Source organism: Ruegeria sp. P10, assembly GCF_056534925.1.
The window spans coordinates 67766-88987 of record NZ_JBQERJ010000013.1 but is presented as its reverse complement, the minus strand read 5'-3'; the positions used below and the strand labels follow the sequence as shown (position 1 = coordinate 88987).

General features: G+C 53.8%; 19 protein-coding genes. 12 read left to right on the top strand and 7 right to left on the bottom strand.

The genetic code is table 11. The annotated features are described in order from the left end of the window. A partial coding sequence (locus tag ACR0FB_RS18935) for a hypothetical protein (RefSeq protein ID WP_480895455.1) occupies nucleotides 1-567 on the top strand: 567 nt, incomplete at its 5' end. A 376-nt stretch (nucleotides 568-943) separates the two neighbouring features. Further along, the gene (locus tag ACR0FB_RS18930; RefSeq protein ID WP_253283357.1) at nucleotides 944-1834 is read left to right on the top strand and encodes a class I SAM-dependent methyltransferase; all 891 of its coding nucleotides are present in this window, start codon (nucleotides 944-946) and stop codon (nucleotides 1832-1834) included. A 134-nt stretch (nucleotides 1835-1968) separates the two neighbouring features. On the opposite strand, the gene ACR0FB_RS18925 is transcribed toward ACR0FB_RS18930, so the two are convergent. Further along, a complete protein-coding gene (locus ACR0FB_RS18925) occupies nucleotides 1969-2937 on the bottom strand; it encodes an acyltransferase family protein (RefSeq protein ID WP_171725007.1) in 969 nt (322 codons plus the stop codon). A gap of 102 nt (nucleotides 2938-3039) precedes the next feature. Continuing rightward, nucleotides 3040-3567: a GNAT family N-acetyltransferase gene (locus ACR0FB_RS18920; protein ID WP_480447527.1), complete on the bottom strand. Its 528-nt coding sequence runs from the start codon at nucleotides 3565-3567 to the stop codon at nucleotides 3040-3042. A gap of 15 nt (nucleotides 3568-3582) precedes the next feature. Here ACR0FB_RS18920 and ACR0FB_RS18915 point away from each other — a divergent pair, with 15 nt between their 5' ends. Together ACR0FB_RS18915 and ACR0FB_RS18910 are read left to right on the top strand one after the other, a co-directional pair. Then, nucleotides 3583-4221, top strand: a complete 639-nt coding sequence (locus ACR0FB_RS18915) for a hypothetical protein (protein WP_480621595.1) — start codon at nucleotides 3583-3585, stop codon at nucleotides 4219-4221. 93 nt (nucleotides 4222-4314) lie between these two features. Continuing rightward, nucleotides 4315-5319, top strand: a complete 1005-nt coding sequence (locus tag ACR0FB_RS18910; RefSeq protein ID WP_171725004.1) for a glycosyltransferase family 2 protein — start codon at nucleotides 4315-4317, stop codon at nucleotides 5317-5319. 98 nt (nucleotides 5320-5417) lie between these two features. Here ACR0FB_RS18910 and ACR0FB_RS18905 read toward each other — a convergent pair whose 3' ends face one another. Continuing rightward, a complete protein-coding gene (locus ACR0FB_RS18905; RefSeq protein ID WP_171725003.1) occupies nucleotides 5418-7169 on the bottom strand; it encodes a glycosyltransferase family 39 protein in 1752 nt (583 codons plus the stop codon). Nucleotides 7170-7550: 381 nt separating this feature from the next. On the opposite strand from ACR0FB_RS18905, the gene ACR0FB_RS18900 reads away from it, so the two are divergent. Both ACR0FB_RS18900 and asnB read left to right on the top strand, forming a co-directional pair. After that, complete coding sequence (locus ACR0FB_RS18900; protein WP_480621594.1) at nucleotides 7551-9272, top strand: glycosyltransferase family 39 protein; 1722 nt, start codon at nucleotides 7551-7553, stop codon at nucleotides 9270-9272. A 1-nt stretch (nucleotide 9273) separates the two neighbouring features. Next, on the top strand, nucleotides 9274-11178 hold the full coding sequence (gene asnB, locus ACR0FB_RS18895; protein ID WP_171725001.1) for an asparagine synthase (glutamine-hydrolyzing): 1905 nt from the start codon (nucleotides 9274-9276) through the stop codon (nucleotides 11176-11178). Here the strand turns inward: asnB and ACR0FB_RS18890 are convergent. Continuing rightward, nucleotides 11175-11579, bottom strand: a complete 405-nt coding sequence (locus ACR0FB_RS18890; protein ID WP_171725000.1) for a GtrA family protein — start codon at nucleotides 11577-11579, stop codon at nucleotides 11175-11177. The two genes, asnB and ACR0FB_RS18890, sit on opposite strands and share 4 nt — an antisense overlap. Nucleotides 11580-12152: 573 nt before the next feature. On the opposite strand from ACR0FB_RS18890, the gene ACR0FB_RS18885 reads away from it, so the two are divergent. From ACR0FB_RS18885 to ACR0FB_RS18875, 3 genes are all read left to right on the top strand, one after another. Continuing rightward, a complete protein-coding gene (locus ACR0FB_RS18885; RefSeq protein ID WP_171724999.1) occupies nucleotides 12153-12377 on the top strand; it encodes a hypothetical protein in 225 nt (74 codons plus the stop codon). Nucleotides 12378-12490: 113 nt separating this feature from the next. Continuing rightward, the gene (locus tag ACR0FB_RS18880; protein ID WP_171724998.1) at nucleotides 12491-12760 is read left to right on the top strand and encodes a hypothetical protein; all 270 of its coding nucleotides are present in this window, start codon (nucleotides 12491-12493) and stop codon (nucleotides 12758-12760) included. A gap of 128 nt (nucleotides 12761-12888) precedes the next feature. After that, nucleotides 12889-13860, top strand: coding sequence for a sulfotransferase family protein (locus ACR0FB_RS18875; RefSeq protein WP_171724997.1), 972 nt, complete (start codon nucleotides 12889-12891; stop codon nucleotides 13858-13860). Here ACR0FB_RS18875 and ACR0FB_RS18870 read toward each other — a convergent pair. Both ACR0FB_RS18870 and ACR0FB_RS18865 read right to left on the bottom strand, forming a co-directional pair. Continuing rightward, nucleotides 13827-15158 (bottom strand): arylsulfotransferase family protein, encoded by a 1332-nt coding sequence (locus ACR0FB_RS18870; RefSeq protein WP_253283356.1) that lies wholly within the window; start codon nucleotides 15156-15158, stop codon nucleotides 13827-13829. The two genes, ACR0FB_RS18875 and ACR0FB_RS18870, sit on opposite strands and share 34 nt — an antisense overlap. A 15-nt stretch (nucleotides 15159-15173) precedes the next feature. Further along, nucleotides 15174-17060 (bottom strand): hypothetical protein, encoded by a 1887-nt coding sequence (locus tag ACR0FB_RS18865; RefSeq protein WP_171724994.1) that lies wholly within the window; start codon nucleotides 17058-17060, stop codon nucleotides 15174-15176. Between the two features lie 236 nt (nucleotides 17061-17296). Between ACR0FB_RS18865 and ACR0FB_RS18860 the strand changes: the two genes are divergently transcribed. From ACR0FB_RS18860 to ACR0FB_RS18850, 3 genes are all read left to right on the top strand, one after another. Next, nucleotides 17297-18286, top strand: coding sequence for a glycosyltransferase family 2 protein (locus ACR0FB_RS18860; protein WP_480621593.1), 990 nt, complete (start codon nucleotides 17297-17299; stop codon nucleotides 18284-18286). Next, entirely contained in the window at nucleotides 18283-18675 is a 393-nt protein-coding gene (locus ACR0FB_RS18855; RefSeq protein WP_171724992.1) for a GtrA family protein, read from the top strand. The genes ACR0FB_RS18860 and ACR0FB_RS18855 overlap by 4 nt, the downstream gene beginning before the upstream one ends. A gap of 391 nt (nucleotides 18676-19066) precedes the next feature. Beyond that, entirely contained in the window at nucleotides 19067-20122 is a 1056-nt protein-coding gene (locus ACR0FB_RS18850) for a tyrosine-type recombinase/integrase (protein ID WP_171724991.1), read from the top strand. 28 nt (nucleotides 20123-20150) lie between these two features. On the opposite strand, the gene ACR0FB_RS18845 is transcribed toward ACR0FB_RS18850, so the two are convergent. Next, nucleotides 20151-21167, bottom strand: coding sequence for a ParB/RepB/Spo0J family partition protein (locus ACR0FB_RS18845; RefSeq protein WP_171637959.1), 1017 nt, complete (start codon nucleotides 21165-21167; stop codon nucleotides 20151-20153). Nucleotides 21168-21222 lie beyond the last annotated feature (55 nt).

Here is a 21222-nt window from a genome sequence, read left to right as displayed (position 1 = left end):
GCGACACCTCCCGCCACAGAGCTGCCTCAGACTGAGGCAGAAACCGAAGTCGAAGAACCCGTCAACATTGCCGAACCTGAAGGCGAACTGATGATCGACATAAGCAATCAGGACAGCCGAGGAAACATTGGCAAAGTGCTGGGTTACTCTGACGCCGAAGAAATTGCTTTCTCGGTCGAGATGACCCGAGATGAAGAGGATACCGGTGCCGAGCGACTTATCTGGAACCACTCGAACTTCGGCCTGAAACTGACCAAAAAGGGACATCTGGTCGCGAAAGTCGACAACAATGATGGCGGTTTCCGTGACGGTTATAAGATCAAGAATCTTGATCTGAATGACGGAGAGACGCACCAGGTGACCATGATGGTCGATCAGAACACCGATCGCCTTCAGGTTCTGGTAGACGGTGCTGTTGTCCTGGACGAAACCGAAACGGATTTCGACTTTGCAGGCGGCCGGGAACGCGACTGGTACGTTGGTGACAGCGTGGAAACCTTTGGCATCGGAGATGATGCCGATTTCCTGGACACATCATCGAATCCATACTCGGATTTGTTTGCCTGACGGCAACAACCCCCTCTGACTAGAACAATTGTCGATCAAACCACGGGCGGGGCTCAGATTTGAGCCTCGCCCGTGTCTTCTCCGGGCTGGCGCGCTGTGGAACATGTGAAACTGCGCCGATGCGCCCTTTATGCGGCATCCCTGTTGACTTAAAGCTGATTGCCAGCAAGGCCAAATTGATTACGAAACATGCAAAAAAGGGTTTTGGCCACATTCAGAAACTTTGCGCCCCATATCGCACCCCCTTTTCAAGACCCGGCTGTCCAAACGGATCGGTTCCTTAACGGGGTTGCGGCAGTTTGGCCTTCCGGGGTGAAGAGTATTTGTCTCGACACATGATCCTGCATCGGCATCATATATGGCAGACATACGGGCCATGACCTTGCTTACGAGTGAACTTATTCAATTACGGGACCACGAAATGAAACCTGAGAAAATGCCGGTGACCGCAGCAAGCTACCAAGCTTATCTGAACAGCCCGTACAAAAGCAGCAAGCATTCGACTTACTTCGATGTGTATGACAAGCTTTTCTCTCCTTATGTCGGCAAGCCGATTACCTTCGTCGAAATCGGGGTTCTGAGCGGCGGCTCTCTGTTCATGTGGCGCGAATTCTTTGGACCACAGGCACGCATCATCGGCGTTGAACTGAACCCCGGCGCAAAGCGTTGGGAGCAGGAAGGCTTTGAAATTTTCATAGGCAGCCAGAGCGATCCTGCCTTTCTTGAAAAACTTGCAAACGAGATCGGTGAAATCGACATTGTCCTGGACGATGGCGGCCACACCTATGAACAACAGATTATCACAACAGAGTGCCTGCTGCCGCATATCCGCGATGGAGGCATGCTGGTCGTGGAAGACACACATACATCCTATATGGAAGGCTTCGGTCCCAAGCACCGTTCCTTCGTAAAATACGCCATGAGCATGGTAGATCGCGTAAACCAGCGCTTTTCCAAACTCCTCTCGGATGCTGCGGAAAAGCGGGTTTGGGGCATCCGTTTCTATGAATCTTTTGTTATATTCGATGTGAACCGCAAGGCGACCTCTATCGTGTCCGTACCAACCGACAATGGCGGGGAGGACCTGAACGCAAAAGACTTCCGCCACGCGGACAACCAGACCTATGAAAATTTCCTGAAGGCGTCTAAAAGCCTGTCGGCCCTCAAGGTCATCCCAGGTACGCGATCCTTGGCCAAGCTGGCTCGACATGTGATATCGCTGCCATCAAACCTGAAGCATGCGCGGAAACTGAAAGAGTTTTTCTGAATTTCCACCGCCTTTTCGGCTGAACGCATTGCCGGTTTCAGATCGTCAACATCCCTGGGGTCGTCAGGTCGATGCGCTACAAGACTGTTCGAGCATACCGAGCTTGTCCCCGACAGAGTTATACACCGCAATGGTCAGGAGAATGCCCGCTTCATCTTTTTGGTCATGGGTTTTTCGATCAAGGAAAAAACCAGACACCCTGCGGCTACGCTGCTTATCAGGCACAAGATGGACAGAACGTCACCATTTACGGGCCTGAGGACAATCGAAGACACTTTATAAAAGGCGGGAATGGTGAGTATCTGGACAAGGTAGATGCTGTAGGATGCATCCCCGAGATAAACCAAAAACCGATTTGAAATCTGCGTCGCAAACAGCAGCCCAAAAACGATAAAAAACGACGGTACACCCCAGACAATGACACGGTTTGTTGGGTCGACCTCAAGTTCACTCGACAGGGAGACACATAAAAGAAGCATCCCGAAAACAAATATCAAGACCCCTGTCTTTTCCCTGATTTCAAACCCCTTGTTGTAAAAATACGCAACAGCCATCCCAAACAGGAACTCAAGCGATATAAAATCACCGGACGCCAGGGACACCCCGGCCAGAACCAGGCTGACAACTAGGAAAACATGGACCCACGACCTCAGGAAGAGAGACAGTCCAAAAACAAAGTAAAAGAGCATCTCCCATTCCAGGGTCCACCCAACATAAACAATCGGCGGCTCACCAAGCACCAGAAGCGAAGAAAACAGAAGCGATGACAATATGATGGTTCCTGAAAGCTCCATGGACCTGAAGATCCCGGGAACAGCGTAATAAACCGCCACAACAAAAAGTGTGATCAGCCAGTAAATTGGCACGATCCTTATAATTCTCGACTTCAAGAAAGCGCCTGTGTGCCGCTTTTTCTGCATTTGTGTGTGCAGCATGACAAAGCCGGATATCACGAAAAAAATATCGACCCCATTTGCACCCCACCCGGCCAGGAAGGATAAATAATCGGTGCTTTGTCCATATGTTGATGCCGTCTTGATGACATGGAGGAAAACCACATTTATGGCAGCAAAGGCTCGTAAGGCTTGAATATTATTGATCATCTGTTTCGAGTTTATTTCCCGGATAAAATTCTGACCGAACTGGCACGTCACGGATTGAAATGCTGTGACTGCCTCGCCCCTCAGCATTCACTGATTCAAGAGTTATCTTTCCTCCAGCCGACAAATCGATGGCGGCGCATCCTGTCGCCAATGAACGGTCCCATTTCGGCGGTGGACCCCCTGTCCAATGGGCAAGAACCCCGCTGAAAGAATGCCGCGTTCTGACGACAAATTACTGTCACTGCAATCAATATAAATACGCGTGGTCCCCTCTTCTGCCAGCGTACGGCACACATGTTTCAGAATTTCCACATAATACCCCCGGCCCCGCATATCAGGAACGGTAAAGCAGTGAGAGATCAGAGCACAGTGCTCGGTCATCGGAAAGAAATATACGTTCACGTTTTGCCCGGAGCGGGTTTGCGCAATGGTTGCCGGAACCCCGCCGGAAAACCCGATCCAGACGGACATGCCCGCGTTCAGATCGCCTTGAACATCCCAGTGGATCTTGTCCTGATTGCGCTTCAGAAAGTCTTTGCTTTGATCATCAAGATCGGACCAACTGCGAAAGCACTGTACGGTCAACGTGTTTGACATGCTGTCGATCTGCCGGGCCTTGCCGCCACTCATGGCAAAGAGCAACCTATGCTGTCCGACGACACGATCCCTGAAAAGCATCCATATTGTCTTCAATCCGCCAACACCCCCCCCCCGGCGAAAGGACCGCAAGACAAGATTGAGTCGGTGGAAAGATGCCATCAAACGCCCCTGCCTGGTTTTGCCATCCGGACGGCAACAGAACCGGCATTTCGTTCGACTTCAAGAAACACAGGCCGCATCCCCTGCGATCTTTCGGAAGGTGCGGTAGCTAAGAAAATACGCTCCAACACCTGTGAACAGGTTGATAAGAGTTCGTTTTCCGGCGTTATGGGGGTTAATTTGGCAGATGCGACAAAGAGGCTGGCTCTTCCGAAACCAGACGTTTCCGGGTCAATTTCTGGACCCGGCCTGAAAGTATCAAAGCACTTGTGCTTTGCCTTCACGCAAGATGCTTTCACTCTTTTTCGAATTTCGAATGTCATGCATCGCCCTTTCACTTCTGCACAAACCTTCCTCAATCAGTTTGAGATGTATAGCACTCACTATCTTCATCTTGATGAGCATTCGGTTTTATTTTTTCGAGCCCCAAAAGCGCGCGCTTGGCTACTCACATTGATCACGCTAAAAAAGCCGCTATTCCCGATGCGCACCATGAATTACTTATTGGCGGTGAAAAGGTACTAAAAATCGAAATTTTGCGTGCCCATACAGAACCTTTTGAACCGAAGTCAAATCCATGATCACCTGTGTCCAGACGAACGGGAAAAGATACGCGTTATGACGCCGTTAAACATTAGTACCCCCACATCTCCGTCCCGGGAAATAGCCCTGGACCAAAGCGCTCCGACGCTCAGCATCATCGTGCCCATGTTCAATGAAGAAGAGGTTCTGCCGGCCCTGTTCGAACGTTTGGGGCAATTCCTTGATCAGCTTGGGGAAAGCTACGAGATCATCTGCGTGAACGACGGCAGCACAGACGCAACTGCCAAGCTTCTGGCTGCCGCGCATGAGCGCGATGATCGTATCAAGGTACTGAACTTTTCGCGTAACTTCGGCAAGGAAATCGCATTGACGGCGGGGCTTGATGCAGCTGCGGGTGAAGCCGTTGTTCCGATAGACGCGGATTTGCAGGATCCGCCCGAACTGATCGAGACATTTCTGGAGAAATGGCGCGAAGGATTCGATGTCGTCTATGCCGTCCGGCGCCACCGCGACAGCGATACCGCGATGAAACGCTGGACAGCGCGGAAGTTCTATAAGGTCATCAACCGGCTCTCAGGCGTACCGATACCCGCCAATACCGGCGATTTCCGCCTTATGGACCGGCGCGTGGTTCAGGCTGTTGTCCAGCTGCGCGAGCACAACCGCTTTATGAAGGGCCTTTTTGCCTGGGTCGGGTTTCGGCACACCGAGGTGGCGTATGACCGCCCCGAGCGTGCGGCGGGGCAGACCAAATTCAACTACTGGCGCCTTTGGAACTTTGCGCTGGACGGTATTACCGGGTTCAGCACCGTACCTCTCAGGATTGCGGGCTATGTCGGCATGCTGACTGCGTTGGCCGCGATCATCTATGGTGTTTTCCTGATCTCACGCACCCTTGTCTACGGGGTGGATGTACCCGGCTATGCCTCATTGATGGTTGCAGTGCTGTTGATCGGTGGCCTGCAACTTGTCGTGCTGGGCGTCATCGGGGAATATCTGGGGCGGCTTTATGCAGAGGCTCAGAAACGCCCGCTTTACATTGTCGAAAGCAGCCTGGGGCTGAATGATCAGGCCCTTTGACCCGCCTGCGGACAAGCCACCCAGCCCGCAGACCAGCATTTGTCTGCCAGACACGGCCATCCTTCGTAACAGCGCCACCAGAAGGACCACTCGGGTAATTAATGCCCGGTGTCGGGCTCGAAAAGCTCGGCGCTGGCCCGCAAACGTTCAAGTTTCAGAGTGAGTTCATAATTCTGAAGAGCTTCACGCCGTACATCGTTGATAGCGGATTGTCCCACATCGGGCCACGTGAGTAACCAGACCCGAGCATCGGGATTACGTCGCAAAGCCGCGCCATAATCCGCGACGATGAATTGTGCATCATTAATGTAATAGAATAGCGGCGTATCAACCCAATTGCGGTCCCGCAAGAAAACGAGATCACCGTCTTTCATTTCCGGCCGTACGGCCTCTGCAATACCCTGATAGTCATTGGGAGAGCCCGGTTTACCAGCGGTGTAAGGTATACTGGCGGCAAACACCACCATGCACAGGCAGATCAAAGCCACCCTGACACGGTGGCGCTGGGACAGCCACACTGCACCCGCCGCGCACAGGATCAGCAGAAACGGCACGAAAAGAAGAAAAGCTCTGGGGGCAAGGATAGAAGCTTTGTAGGACGCTGCAAATAAGATCAGCGGAGAGACAACTGCGATCAGCCATAAAAGCAGTGTCCGCTCCTGAGGATAGTGCAGCGTGTTCGAGGGCAGTCTAGGTACAACGTCTCCCCATATATTGCCCAGAACGGGGATGAGCAGCGCCAGAAAGGGTAAAACAGACATCGCCATCAGCGCTTCGTTTCTGCGATGGGCAATCGAACCCAGCCAAAACATGAAACAGGCCAGGCAGACCGCCGCCGACACCAAAACCCATACCGGGATCTTCTGCTGCGCGCGCATCACTGGCGCTTCGCGTTTTGGAGCTTTCAGGCTGGCCGCTAGGAGCAACAGGGCGAAGCCCAGAACCAGCCAGGTCCAGATCGGCTCGATTTGAAGCAGCGGGACTGCAAAATCGTCTTTCGCAAACAGGAACCCAAAAGAGAAATACTCGACCAGAAAGTCAAAAGAAGGATCAGGGGCCGCTCCTTTACGCGCACGATAAACCGCATGTGTCAGGGCAGGGGCAGACAGGATAAAGGCAAACGCTTGCACCTGCAGCAACCGTGGGGCTTGCCGCAGACCGATACGTTGATGAAACCGTAGACCATCCACTTTTAGTCGGGGCAAAACCAGAGCAGCCCAGAACGCGTGGATCATGATCAGGGGCCAGAATAGCTCAACCGTCAGAACCCCTGCGATAACCGAGGCGACATAAGCAATCTCAAAACCCGGGCGCGGCTCGCGTGTTCTGACGAGACAAAGAAGGAGCCAAGTCGCCAGCAACGACAGGAAGGCCCCAGCGACGTACATGCGCGCCATCTGGCTCCAGAACACATGAAAACCATGAAGAGACAGCAACAACGCGGCCAGACACCCCACGGTCGATCCGAATATGCTGCGGGCGATCAGGAAAACCAGTGGAATCGAGCCGACGGCAAACAAAACGCTGGGGAACCGCAGGGCAAAATGGGATGTCCCAAAGGCTTTGGTCCAGCCCAGCATGGACACATACCAGCCCATGGGATGCGGTTCATCGTGGAAATGCCACCAGATGGTTTCAGCCAGGTTATGACGCGGCGGCGGTTCGGATATACCGGAAACCAGGTCGATGCCAGGGACATAGATTTCCGGATGGGACATACTGCGCAGATCAATTCCCCAGAGCCGCAGTATCAGCGTCAGCGAAACTGCGACCATCAAGGCAAACAGGACGGCGCCTGTGCGATACTCGCGTCTGTTGGGAAAAACAGAACCTTTTTCGGATGTCGTCATGGGATTCTTGTCTCTTACTGCGCGTTATGACCGCGGGAGGAACACAATCGTCCCGGTAGAAACCGTCCGGGTCTCGTCACGGAATAAACCAGCTTTTAGTTCACCACGATGCGACCAAAACAGTCAATTCGGGCTAAGTCTGTTTCACAGCTCTCTCGACCGAGATGTATTTGCACCGGGTTGAAACATTATTACACATAGCTGGAAATTGTTTCGTTAAACCGCGATCATCAGCAGAATAAGTTCCTGATGATCCAAAAATTGATATGAGTGATAAGAAATGTAATCTCTGTCGTATTCTCGGCACAGGTAGAGCCAGTTTTGCAAAATTCCGCAGGGCGCATAGGACACAAACGTTAATGGTATTGAGTACATAGTTGGATGAGCAGGCTTTCTTTTGGCGCTTTGGCGGGAGTGACGAGTGCTACTTTAGGGCTGCTTTTGCCAGTCGGTCTGTTCACCCGGGTGGTGCGCGGCGCCGATGCGGCGGCCGATCCGGCCTTTACCCAGGGGATTTGGCTGTTCAAGGCCGGTCTCATCATCATAGGGGCATATCTTCTTTTACTGCGGCTTCTGCCGATTGGCCGTCCGCTATCTCCACAGCACCCCGAGGTTTCTCCCGCTAGCCCGGTCCAGACACTGATCTTTGGCCTACTACTGATTTGCGCCGCGGCTTTACGGTTTTACCGACTTGATACCGGCATCTGGTATGATGAAATTCTGACATCCGTAAATTACATGCCCCTCACAATCGGGCAGATCGTCAGCACCTATCACGATGCCAACAACCATGTCCTGTTTTCGGTGCTGGCGCGACTGTCTTTGTCGGTCTTCGATGACAGTGTCTGGGCCTTGAGATTGCCTGCGGTCGGTTTTGGCATTGCCGGCATTGCCGCTATTTACTTTTTTGCCCGACGCGTCGGCCCGACTCGTGAGGCTCTGTTTGCGGCGGCACTATTGGCGTTTTCCTATCACCACATCTGGTTCAGCCAGAATGCACGTGGTTACACCGCATTACTGTTCTTTGCCCTGCTTTCCAGCACCTGGTTTCTGGACGCCATGCGCCAGGGGAGCCCCCGCAAATGGGGGCTGTATTGCCTTGCCGTCGTCCTGGGGGCGTATGCGCACCCTACTATGGGGCTGATGGTGCTTGCGCATTTTGCAATCTGGAGCACAGCCTGGGTCCAGCAAAACAAGCAATACAAGCGCTATCGCTGGAACGGGTTGTTTTGTGGCTTCATCCCGGTGGGTCTGTTTACGTTTCAGGTCTATGCTCTGGTCTTGCCCAGTATGGTCGGCGGGGCGCTATTGAATTCCGGACTGAAGGGCGAAGACAACGAGTGGACCAACCCTTTTTGGGCATTGGCAGAACTGTTCAGCAGTCTGCAAATCGGGTTGGCCAGTGCGGGTGTTGTGATAGCCGCCGGCCTTGTCTTTGCGATTGGTGTCATCAGCTTTGCCCGAACGCGACCGGTTGTTGTGGCGTTGTTTCTGATCCCGGTTGGAGTCGGTTTCATAGCAATGACCAGTATCGGGTATACCCTGTTCCCAAGGTTTTTCTTTTTCACCTTCGGATTTGCGATACTTATCGTGATCCGCGGTGCCTTTGTTGCCGGCCAGTTGACTGCGCACCTGGCACGGTTGCCCGCCGCAGCCACGAAATGGCTGCCCAGACTGATATGCGCAGGCATTGTGGCGGTATCTCTTTTATCCCTCCGGCACGTGTATCTGCCAAAACAGGATTTCAATGGTGCCATCAATCTGATTGAAAGCGACCTGCAACCCGGGGACACGGTTCTTGCTGTCGGGATCGCAGGATTTCCGTTCAATGCATACTATGACAAGGGGTGGGATGTCATCGAAACGACCGATGATCTGGATCGCCTGGCCTCACAGTCAGGCAGAACCTGGTTGGTCTATACGATGCCGGTGCACGCCTGGACCACATATCCGGGAATACTGGAGAGGATCAAAAAGGAATACGCTACCGTTGCGCGGTTCCGGGGTTCTCTGGGCGGGGGAGACGTGGTGGTCAACCTCGTAGATCCGACCAAGGCCCAAGCCACAGGAAAGAGTACAAGTACTGTAAAGGATAACGATTGATATGTGCGGAATATGCGGAATCCTGCAGGTCGACCCGGCGGCTGATCGCCCCGAAAAAGAGCTGATCACGGCAATGGCAGCAACATTGGCCCATCGCGGACCAAATGATGATGGCGTCTGGCTGGACGAGGACGTTGCGCTGGGTTTTCGGCGTCTTTCGGTGATTGACCTGTCTTATGCAGGTCATCAGCCAATGACAAACGAGGACGGCACTGTAGTGATTGTCTTCAATGGCGAAATCTACAACTTTCAGGAACTGAAAGAGAAATACCGCCTTGAAGAGCGCGGCCATGTCTTCAAGTCCCGCACGGATACCGAGGTTCTGATCCATCTTTACGAGGAAATTGGCCTCGACATGATCCCGGAACTCAACGGGATGTTTGCATTTGCGATCTGGGATGCCCGCAGCAGGTCATTGCATCTGGCGCGCGACCGCTATGGGATCAAACCCTTCTTCTACCAGAAAGATAATGACTATTTCCGGTTTGGCTCCGAGATCAAGGCGATCATCGCCGATAGCCGGGTTATGCGGAAACCATCGATGCAGGCCCTGCATGATTTTCTGACCTTCAACTACATCCCGGGAACCCAGACCGCCTTTGACGGTATTTCCGAAATGCCGCCGGGGCATCACATGACTGTCACCTGCGACGGCACAGTGACGACGCAGCGGTATTGGGATCTGAACTTCCACGTTGATCCCGGCATAACCGAAGAAGAGGCGATTCAAAGGTCTTATGACCTGATGGATAAGGCTTTGCAGCGGCGCCTAGTTGCGGATGTGCCGATTGGCGTGTTCCTGTCGGGGGGGCTGGATTCCAGTACGCTGGTCGCACTCATGCACAAACATGTGGATGAACCGATCCACACCTATTCTGTCGGCTTCGAAGATCAAAGTTTCAATGAGCTGCCCTATGCCCGAATTGTGGCCGAGAAGTTCAGCACCAAGCATCGTGAGGTGACCGTCACCGCCGATATGGTGCGTGATATGTTACCGAAATACCTGACCTTCACCGACGAACCATATGGGGACGGATCTGCAATACCAACATATTTCATCAGTGAACTGGCCAAGGACGAAGTGGTTGTCGTTCTGTCGGGCGAAGGCGGCGACGAGGCGTTCGCCGGCTATGATACACACGCAGCCTACAACATGTATAAACAAGCCCGGAAGATACCCAGTTTCATTCGGAACGGCGTGATGAAGCCTTTGGTGAACTGCCTGCCTGTGTCGGACAAGAAACTCAGCTTTGAATTCAAGGCCAAGCGTTTTTTAGGCGGGCTGGATCTACCACCGGAAGAAGCACATCTGTGGTGGCGGATTGTCCTGGGCGAAGCTGAAAAACTGGACCTTTACGCTGATGGGGTTGCAGACACCGGGTCCTTGCAGCCTTCGGTGCGTCATTTTCAGGCGGCCTACGCACATTGCGGTGCGGAAGAGACACTGTCACGTCTGATGTATATCGATTCAACCATCTTCCTGCCCGACGACCTGATGATCAAGAATGACCGGATGACCATGGCGCATTCTCTTGAGGCCCGGGTGCCCTTTACCGACCCAGAGCTGACCGGGTTCATGGCCACGGTCCCCCCACATCTGAAAATGAAGAACCGGCGTAAGAAACATCTCATGCGGCGGGCAATGGAAAACGATCTGCCCGACAGCATTCTCAACAAAAAGAAGGTCGGGCTTGAAATGCCCTATTCCCGCTGGCTCAAGATCGAGCTGAAAGATCTGATGATGCGCTATCTCGGGCCCGAGAATATTCGGCGCACAGGCCTGTTTCGGGTTCAGGCGGTGCAGACACTGATCAACGACCATGTGAGCGGGAAACGAGACAATGGCCGCCCGCTCTGGGGTCTTTTGAACTACATGATGTGGTACGAGCTTTACATCGATGCCTAATCCGGTTTGCGAAACACCCAGAGTGTCGAAATCACATAGCTGGTAACAAAAGATGCCCCGATCGCAATCAGAAGGATGACCCAAAACGGCAAGGTTGTCACATATCCCAGAGCCGCCACTACAGCGAGGCGGGCCAGCAAAGATGACAGAACCGCCATCAGGTATTTGCCATATCCCTGGAGCGAGATTGTGCCTTTGTCGGTATGCTCATAGCTGAAGATATTATGCCCGCAGTAATTGACAAATGAGCCCAGCACAAAGCCGCATATCGAAGCAAAAACATAAGGGGCTGCAATAGTCAGAACGAGCAAAAGCGCCAACAGGTAATCCGCAATCGTACCCAGAACGCTGATACTGAGAAACCTGAGGAGCAGGCGCTTATCTTTGAGCTCTGAGATCATGGTTTTGAAGCTTTGGAATTGCCGTCGGTCCGAGATAAAGTGTCAAAATGCTTCCTGTTAAAATGGTCCTCAAGAGCAAAGTTACTCCGATGGTAATTTGAGAAATACGTACCGCTCAAGTCTCTCTCGCTTAGAACTTGGAGCGTATGACAGGATAAGGTGGTTGTGTTACAAAATAAAATCTTAACTAAATACTCGGCTTTAAACAGTGTCTTGTCGGAACCTTTGCGCTTAAACAAGAAACACTCAGCCGATCAAACCCGGAATGTTAATAAACCCAAGCGCCCACGTTTTGAAAACATTCGATATCAGCCAAGCTACCTTTGACGCTCCTTACACAATATAATGGGATAATGGGGTAATGGGGTATATAATCCGACACTAACCCGTATTGTCCTGTTTGCAAATCGGGCGCTCCGTACACATCATCGCAGGGAAACAGGCAACTAGGGCACGCAGGAAGTTTGGAGCCTTTGTACCTGAGAGCTAAAGTGCTAACCTTCTTGACGATTGCATGACTGCTGCCCCGCTGTACCGTACTTATGTGAGTTGAAGATTGAGGTGATAACCACAATGCGTATGTTAATTCTTTTATCCGGGTTACTTATCATCCCAACGACCGCACTGGCGTATATCGGACCCGGGGCTGGGCTGGGCGCAATCGGCACGCTTGTCGCACTGGTCGGAGCCGTGCTGCTCGCGATTATCGGGTTCGTGTGGTACCCGGTCAAACGCATGATGCGGCGGCGGAAACCTGTGGACGGGGTATCCGGAGACGACCCGAAATCAAATACGTGATCGTAGCCGTCGGATTGACCGCAGTAGTCGCGTTTGTGCTGGCTCTAGTCGCGTTGCGCCTCATACCGACAGCAATATCAGCGATCAATATTGCTTCTGCTGCTGTTGCGGCTATGCGCGACCCTAGCCTGAACGAAGAGGCACGCGAAACTGCCGTACAACGTGCATCGCTGCGCCTATTCGGTTATTTCGGACAAATACTCTGGCGCTTTCTGACAATCCTTGCCATCAGCGCGGCCCCAATCCTGACAGCGAACGCTCTAGGGCTTGCCGAGACCGAGGCCGTCACTGCCTGGCTTCTGCGCTGGGATGTGATCATCATCCTGTCTGTCTCTCTGATCGCACTTTGGTATTTGAAGGGGCGGGTGTGGACTTTGAAGTAAGATACAACCGGTCTGAGCGGATATTTCACCGGCTGGCTTTTGCGGGCCCGTCCGTCCAAATGGTCGCAGCTGATATAGAAAATAGCACATTGGCCCGGCAATTTACGGGCGCCAATGATCGTAACCCAGTGTTTATTACATCGTTGGCCCGTGCCGGAACAACACTGGTATTGGAGCTTTTGTCCCAACATCCAGATTTGGCCTCTCATACATATCGCGACATGCCGTTTGTTCTGGCGCCGATTTTTTGGGACCGGTTCTTTGGGCGCTTCCGTCGGGAGGGCGAAGCCCGCGAACGCGCTCATGGCGATGGGGTACAAATTGGGTTCGACAGCCCCGAAAGCTTTGAAGAGGTATTCTGGAAGGCGCATTGGCCCGATCATTATCGACACGCGCAGCGGATTCCGCTTTGGAAACCACGTCATCTCCATACAGAAGCGACGGCATTTTTTCGCAAACACATGCAAAAGATCGTGTCCCTCAGGCGGCCCGAGAACAGCGCTGTGGCGCGCTATGTCTCAAAGAATAACGCTAACATCGCACGTATCGACCTTTTGAAGGAAATGTTGCCCGATGCTCATATTCTGGTTGTCTTGCGTCATCCGCTGGAACACGCGGCCTCGCTTTTGCGTCAACATAGAAATTTTGCGATGCAACAGGCCGCAGATTCGTTCGTCACACGGTATATGGCAGATATCGGCCATTTCGAGTTTGGAGAACTGCACCGCCCATTCGGATTTCCCGGGCTGTCAGAACGCGCAACACCAGACGCGCATGATTATTGGTTGGCCTATTGGATCGCTGCTTTCCAACATGTCGAAGAACGGTACGAACACGTACAGATATTGCCCTATGAGGCGCTTTGTTCTGATCCCGGACCGGTCCTGCAACAATTGTGTCTGACGCTGGATCTGGATCCGGGTGAATTATCCGGAGCGACCGATCTGATCCGCCCACTGACACGCAAAACCGATCCCGGGCAGTTTTCACCGGCGCTGGTCGCAGAGGCGGAGGCGATCTATGCCACACTTTCCACGCGCTCCGGCTACCCGCACGCGCATGCTGATCAGGAACAGACCCAGACGGACCGATCAACATAATCCAAGGGATAGCGCCGCGCCTCTTCTACGAGCGCAGCCGAGCTGGTTCCGGCCACAAACACCATAGACCAGACAAGCTCTCCGTCTGGGGTGATTTCGAAAACACGGCCAGACATGCTTTCGGTCACAAGGATATTCCCATTAGGCAAAGTCTGGTGCGTGCCCATTATGAAGCTGAAAAACAAATGATCCTCTGTTGACGGATAAATCGTCTCGGTCAGACTGGTGGCAGGATCAAAGCGAAGAATACGTGCCCCGGCGAAATCGCGCCCGGGCACCATAGCACCACCGCCATTATCAAAAACCGTGATGGTCCCGTCCGGCGCTATGTCCGGATCATGCTGCTGTACCCATGGCCCGTGCTGCATCCAGACGATCTTGCCACTGGCTTTGTTAAGCACAGCCAGCGCGTTGAGATTGCGCATGGACAGCAGTAAGTCACCGGCTTCCGCACCAGGAATGCGCGCACTCAATTCAGGAGTGACAACTTCGATATCATTGAGATGTACGGGATCTAGATCTTCCGGATTGAGCCCGTGGATGATTTCAAACTCTTGGTGCTCGGCCAACCAGTCGATTGTCGGCTCAAGGATCGGGATATCTTCGACAACACGCCCCTCCGGGTCAATCCGTAGGGCTGAATCGGCATAATAATTGTCGGAATTCAGGATAGCCTCGACTGAGGCGCCCGGAAGCATGTATTCCGGAGCCACCGTTGAAGGATCACGCTTATTTGGAATCCAGTAGCTCCCGTCCGGGTTTTCCGTGATCGAGTGGTGGGTCATCTGATCAACGGTCCAGACGACATCACCACAAGGGCCAAGACGTACCGTGCCACGTTCTGCGAAATTGATTAAGACAGACCCGTCTTCCTGCAGAGCAATTCCTTGCGTGTGATATCCCCCTGATCCTTGGGGGATTGCGCTGGCAGGCACGATATGGGTCGGATCAGGCCAGATGGCGTGAAAATCCAGCGGCCACTCACGCAGAAGCGTACCATCTGCATCGTAGACCCGTGCCTGTATGCCTTCGTCGAACATGCCCTGAATAACCGTAAGCCCGGACCAACTGCGTTCAGTGTCATGCTTTACCAAACCAACGCCTTCATACCGGCGCGGCATCCACCGGGGATCACGGTACCACGGACCCCTGATCAGTTCCTCTGCTGTATCCTTTGCCTCGCGGATTAAGGCCGTCGGCGGCAGGTTCAGCACCGCAGCCGAAACGCCCGCAAGAAAAGCGAGTAGCGCGCCGCTTGCCAGAAAAATAACAAGCCCAAATGCATTCCTGCTCCCCATTGCGACATACTCCCATTAATTAACTGTATCGAATATTTCCTTCAGAGGGCGTGCATCCTTCACGTCATATTCGATCATCCACGCCGTTTCGGACGCTGCCAACTTATGCTCAATCCGCAAAGTCGAGAACGGGAGGTTAGCCGTCTCGACAAACCGATAACAAAGGCCGTTCATCTCGGTATCTTTAGCTTGCCAGTAAAACTGATTCGACCTGATCCATCGCCCGGCTTCATCCAGCTGTGTTGCAACAATCTGACCAGTACCGGGATCAATATCGGCGCAGGTCTGACCAATCAAAACCGCCATCCCATCAGAATAACAAATCGCACCGCGCGCATTACCGCCCAGTGGGAAGCAGGTGAATTGAACTGACAAGGGGTTCAGATTTTCGAAACAGACAAACAGTGTATCGTCGACCATAAAAACCGATCCATCTGCCGGAAACCCCGTGCATGCCTGCGGCGGGGTCAACACCGACCCAGCGTAGTCTGCCGCACCATAGCGAACCTGAAAAATGGAGTTCATATCCACACCGCGATGAAACGTGCTTTGGGTTTGAAAATCGCCGAATTTCAGAGACGGGGACCAAGGCTCACCGACTGATCGGATCGGTGTAAATCTGACATCGAATGCATCCAGTGTCCGGGCTCGTTCTACAATAGCGTCCGCCAATTCAATGTCCCGCTCCGCCATTTGGTTAAACAGGGGCCAGATATGTGATGAGGCAACTGCCTGACCGACGCCATAAACCAAGCACAAACTCATCACTCCGGCCCGTACCAGGCGTGATACAGACACCCCATCGGCCGCCTGCACGATAACCGTGCCCGAAGCCAAAACAATGCCCGCAAAGATAAACCCAACAAACCCTATGCTACGCCCGATCAGATAGGGTTCCGGATAAAGAAACCAGATCAGAACCGGCAAGATGAAAAACGCGCCCAATCCCCCGACGAGCACGCGCAATCCGCCCATCCACCCTCCTCCGACAAGCCTGCGCGCAGCAAAGACAGCTACCGCCGCCGCTATAAAAACCAAGATGCAGGCTATGGCTGAAGTCAACAGGAACAGGCGGCGATAAAAGGACGGCACCCCCAGAAGCCCACCGCTATGTATGAGCTTCTCAATCCGGTAGAAAGCCGACAGCTTATCGGCAAATACCGCAGCATCTATGCCACCCGAGAAACGAAAATTTGCATCGAGGTTCAGGGCGTAAATCGTAATGTCACGCTGCAGTTGATACAGGACCAGAGCTGCACCTGAGACGATTAGGACCCTCAACAGACAGAACAGGCATTGCCTGTGGTTAAACCGATCAACCCGGATCAGAACCAGAGCCGGAATAATAAACCCCAGCAAAACATAACTTTGATAAAAGCCAATGGATATGGCCATCAATTCTGCGGCGACGGCCATTCGCAGGATCAGCCCAGAACGCGACCGCATGCCCGTGGGCTCAATCAGTACCATGGCCCCGACAGACGCAAGAAGACCAAGACAAAACCACGGTGCCAGCGTCTGATAGTGCAAAAGCTCGGTCAGATAAACATGCGAAGACCCGGCCAGAAAAACTGTTAGGATGGAAGCTACGACCATGGCTGGCCCCGTCGTCGCAATAGCCTCACGTGCAATCAGAGCAGCAACCCCAAATAAAGCCGCAAAAATGATGGAGACTAGGATTGCAATCGACGCACCCTGTTCAAAAAGAACCTCGTGAGCCCAATGCGTCGCCCAGCGACCGTGAACTTCAGCAAACCCTCGCTCAAGGCCAGCCGCAAACCGCCATTCATCCGGATTGTATCCAGATCGTGCGATACCGATCCCGGCAGTAGGCAGAAACAAAACGGCAGCAATGACAGCTGATACAAACAGAAGCCGTGCTGGTATCCTTGCATCGGTCATGGCAAAGTCCAATTATGAACCACACAAACCAATACCACCCGACAAGACCTTTCTTCGAAATCCGCCTCTGTTATTAGTAAATCTCCCACCTTTTGTCATCCGACGCTCTGAGGACGAGCAAGAAGGGAAAGAACTGTTTCCGAAATTCGCGTTATTACTTCGAAATTTCTGTTTTATAAAACAATTGGGGTCTAAAAGTCTAATCCGCGCGCAGACCGGAAAGAGTTATTGTAACGATGAACAAAGTACAAAAATCGGATACGGAAGAACAGATGGAACAGGCCATCGTCAGCTTGTCAATCGTAGTTCCTTGTTTCAACGAAGAAGCGGTCCTACCGGAACTCGTTCGCCGGGTCAGCGCCGTGGCCGAAACATGCGTTGGATCATCCTGGGAACTCATCTTGGTCGACGATGGATCCAGCGACCGCACACGGGACATGATCATAGAGCTTGCGGAAACCAAGCCCAATATCCGTGCAATTATCCTGTCTCGAAACCACGGGCATCAGAAAGCGCTTTCAGCTGGGCTGGCATATGTACGCGGTGCAAATATTCTTGTGTTGGATGCAGACCTGCAAGACCCCCCCGAGCTTTTGCCCGAGATGCTTGAGTTGATGCAGAACGGAGCTGATGTCGTTTATGGGCAACGTCAGCAGCGGGCGGGTGAAACAGTAGCCAAGCGCACAACCGCAGCCGCGTTTTATCGCCTGTTAGATCAACTGACCGATGTCGAAATTCCGCTTGATACCGGAGATTTCCGCCTGATGTCCCGCACTGTAGTCGATTACCTGAACACTATGCCAGAAGAAGACCGTTTTATTCGCGGAATGGTCAGCTGGCTGGGGTTTCGGCAAGTACCCTTGCCATATGACCGGGCAGAACGCTTTGCTGGGGAAACTAAGTACCCGTTTAAAAAGATGCTACGCTTGGCCATTGATGCTATCACCGGGTTTTCCATTGTTCCACTGCGCTTAGCAACACTGCTGGCACTTTTGACCACCGTACTAGGGCTGGCATTAATTGTCTGGGTCCTATTCCAATGGTTTACCGGGGATGTCGTTTCGGGCTGGTCCTCGGTGATGGTGGTGGTGCTGTTGGTAAGCTCGGTTCAGCTTCTGACAATTGGTATTCTTGGTGAGTATATTGGGAGACTCTATCTGCAAAGCAAACGACGCCCCCACTTTGTGGTGGAGCGCATCGTTTCAAGTCCGGACGAGCACTCATGAGGCCCTTTGATCTTAAAAGTATTCTGTCCTTCGGGGTTGTTGGTATCCTCGCTACAGTCACTCATGCTCTTCTTGCGGTTACATTGATTGAAATCTCCGACCTGCATCCATTCTCAGCCAACGCATTTGGATTTGGAACAGGGTTCATAGTGTCTTACTTTGGTCATCACCGATTCAGCTTTCAATCCGAGGCTGGTCACAGGCGGGCTATGCCACGATTCCTAGCGGTTGCGGGTTTTGGGCTGCTTCTCAACCAGGTGATTGTCTATCTGATAGTCAATTTATGGGGGTTGAACTATTTTATAGCTCTCAACGTGATTATCTTAACGGTTCCGGCAACTACATATCTGGCATCTCGCCGATGGGCATTCGCCAAGCTATCCTCATGAGAAGTTTGCGGGGGACATCGTCAAGCTAATAATCTTACACCACACTCTATAAAGCGCGATCACTTGAACAGCCGCGCTTCAAAGTCCCACTTGGAGGATTACCGCATATAGCGCACCCCACATTTAACGCAGCCACTAATCACTTTAAAACGGGTGTAGGGGTAAAAACTTGAAACTTATACAACCGGCCCAGCCAACGGTCATCTCAGAGACCCTCGTTAAGAGAGCGTAACCAAGGGTTTAGGTTTATAACAAAATTTCACCCTTATGCGCAAAAGTAGGACGTTTCGCTCATTACTTTAAATGGGTTCGTAGGTCTCAATTGTGCCTGATAAGTACCCCTTATCAGATGTGATTGATTTCCCGCCGATTTGCGCGCAGAGTGGCCGCCATGAAGCCCCCTGCCCCATATCTCCCCGCCGCCGCCCCTGCCCTGTCGCAGGCAGATCAGGACGCGCTGAGTGATCTTTATATCCGCGGCACCCCCGCCAATACGCTGCGGGCTTATGAACGCGATCTGATCTATGTGACGGCGTGGAAAATGGCGCGCTTCGGGGTGGCGCTGGACTGGCCCGAAAGTGAGGCCACGGCGCTGGCCTTCATCCTTGATCATGCGCGCGATCTGGGTGATGCGCCCGATGAAGATATTGCGCGTCAAACCGCGGAGGTGCTGATTGCGCGGGGGCTGCGCAAATCGCTGGCCTGCCCGGCGCCGTCGACGCTGGACCGGCGCATTGCCTCCTGGCTGGCCTTTCACCGGATGAAGAACCTGACCAGCCCGTTTGATGCGCCGCAGGTGAAACAGGCCCGGGCCAAGGCGCGCCGGGCGGCCGCCCGCCCCCCTGCCCCAAAGTCGCAGCATCCGATCACCCGCGGAGTGCTGGAACAGTTGCTGGCCACCTGCCGCGGCTCGCGGCGCGATTGCCGCGACCGGGCGATCCTGATGCTGGGCTGGGCCAGCGGCGGGCGCCGCCGGTCCGAGATCACCGGGTTGATGCGCGAAGATGTCTCGCTAAAGGAGTTCGACACATCCGGCGTCGCCTGGCTGTCGCTGCTGGAAACCAAGACCACGGCCAAGGGAGAGACGCCGCGCCTGATCCTGAAAGGCCGCGCCGCGCAGGCGCTGGTGCATTGGATCGAGGTTGGTGAGATTGCCGACGGACCGCTCTTTCGCCCGATCTCCAAGGCGGACCGGGTGCTGAACCGCCGCCTGACCCCGGATGCGATCTATCAGATTGTCAAACATCGTCTCAGGCTGGCCGGATTGCCCGAGGATTTCGCCTCGCCGCATGGATTGCGGTCTGGCTTTCTGACCCAGGCCGCGTTGGACGGTGCGCCGATCCAGGCCGCCATGCGGCTGTCGCTGCACCGCTCTGTGGCGCAGGCGCAGAAATACTATGACGACGTCGATATCGCCGAAAACCCGGCGACGGATCTGTTGGGGTGATGAGAGGATCTGTTTCGCGCGCGAAACATCATGTGCCGCGCGCGTGCAGCCAGGCTTTCAGCTCCGCAAGAAATGTCTCGGACATTCCCTCGCCGGACAGGGTGACCTGTGCACCGTTTCGACTCTGTTTCAACTGAATGCCGCCGAATGTCTCTTTCAGGGGGGGCTTGGCAGCAGGTGGGTTTTCCCCATTCGACCCCAGGCCGTTCACTGCACGGGTCAGAGCTGAAATCTCGGCTTCCACGCTCTGAGGCGCGGCCTTCCGCAGAGCGGTGGTGATCAAGGAAGCTGCTTTTGCCTCCTCTTTCAGAACTTTCGCAATCGACAACCCCAACCGTTCAGGAATAGCTGACGCAAAGCGCAGATGGTCATCCAGCGCGTGATAGATCGCGATGAAAGACCCGATCTTGGATCGCTTCGCCCGGCTGGCCGAGGCGAATAACCCGCGCAGGGCCGCAGTCTCATCCGGGTAAACGCCCTGCTCTGCCGCGCGCGCCACGATCCGGGCGCGCTCATAATAGCTCAGCCCGACGCGGATTTCATTTTCCTCGACCATGGCCACATAGGCATCAGATGCGCTCTGCGGCTGCCTCAGGAACGCACGCACGGTCTCAAAGCGGGCCTCGCCCGTTTGCTGCGCCAAAGCTCGCAGCGCTGTCAGACGCCGCCAGCCCGAGATCAACCCGTACCGCCCGCCCTCCAGTTCCACGACCTCGATCGGGGTTTGCTGGCCACGGGCCTTCAGGCTTTCCTTCAGCGCCTCCATATCCGCGTCATCGGCCGCCATACGGTCACGGACCAGATAGGCTTCCTCGATGGCGTCCAATGGCAGATCCTGCACCAAGCGCCCTTCGGCCCGCGCGGCACGCAATTCTCCAGACAGCTCTTCCAGCGCCGCCTGAGCCGCCGTGGCCCCGGCCACCTGCGCAACCGGCGGCGTGGTCCGGGGGGCGTCTGTGGGGAACATGGGATTCAGCCCGGGGGCAGGGCGGTTGTCTTCCAGATAATCCGGTCGGGCAGGGGTCAGTCGTTTACGTTTTGCCATTGGTTTCTCCTTTTCCTGCGCGGATCAGACTCTGTTTCGGGACGTGGCAGGCGTG

Coding starts and splice junctions, on each gene's coding strand:
- ACR0FB_RS18905 (WP_171725003.1), bottom strand. CDS start 7,169: ATGACGACATCCGAAAAAGGTTCTGTTTTTCCCAACAGACGCGAGTAT.
- ACR0FB_RS18900 (WP_480621594.1), top strand. CDS start 7,551: ATGAGCAGGCTTTCTTTTGGCGCTTTGGCGGGAGTGACGAGTGCTACT.
- ACR0FB_RS18880 (WP_171724998.1), top strand. CDS start 12,491: ATGCGCGACCCTAGCCTGAACGAAGAGGCACGCGAAACTGCCGTACAA.
- ACR0FB_RS18920 (WP_480447527.1), bottom strand. CDS start 3,567: ATGAGTGGCGGCAAGGCCCGGCAGATCGACAGCATGTCAAACACGTTG.
- ACR0FB_RS18855 (WP_171724992.1), top strand. CDS start 18,283: ATGAGGCCCTTTGATCTTAAAAGTATTCTGTCCTTCGGGGTTGTTGGT.
- ACR0FB_RS18885 (WP_171724999.1), top strand. CDS start 12,153: ATGCGTATGTTAATTCTTTTATCCGGGTTACTTATCATCCCAACGACC.
- ACR0FB_RS18910 (WP_171725004.1), top strand. CDS start 4,315: ATGACGCCGTTAAACATTAGTACCCCCACATCTCCGTCCCGGGAAATA.
- ACR0FB_RS18860 (WP_480621593.1), top strand. CDS start 17,297: ATGAACAAAGTACAAAAATCGGATACGGAAGAACAGATGGAACAGGCC.
- ACR0FB_RS18870 (WP_253283356.1), bottom strand. CDS start 15,158: ATGGGGAGCAGGAATGCATTTGGGCTTGTTATTTTTCTGGCAAGCGGC.
- asnB (WP_171725001.1), top strand. CDS start 9,274: ATGTGCGGAATATGCGGAATCCTGCAGGTCGACCCGGCGGCTGATCGC.
- ACR0FB_RS18850 (WP_171724991.1), top strand. CDS start 19,067: ATGAAGCCCCCTGCCCCATATCTCCCCGCCGCCGCCCCTGCCCTGTCG.
- ACR0FB_RS18930 (WP_253283357.1), top strand. CDS start 944: ATGACCTTGCTTACGAGTGAACTTATTCAATTACGGGACCACGAAATG.
- ACR0FB_RS18925 (WP_171725007.1), bottom strand. CDS start 2,937: ATGATCAATAATATTCAAGCCTTACGAGCCTTTGCTGCCATAAATGTG.
- ACR0FB_RS18890 (WP_171725000.1), bottom strand. CDS start 11,579: ATGATCTCAGAGCTCAAAGATAAGCGCCTGCTCCTCAGGTTTCTCAGT.
- ACR0FB_RS18915 (WP_480621595.1), top strand. CDS start 3,583: ATGCTGTCCGACGACACGATCCCTGAAAAGCATCCATATTGTCTTCAA.
- ACR0FB_RS18845 (WP_171637959.1), bottom strand. CDS start 21,167: ATGGCAAAACGTAAACGACTGACCCCTGCCCGACCGGATTATCTGGAA.
- ACR0FB_RS18865 (WP_171724994.1), bottom strand. CDS start 17,060: ATGACCGATGCAAGGATACCAGCACGGCTTCTGTTTGTATCAGCTGTC.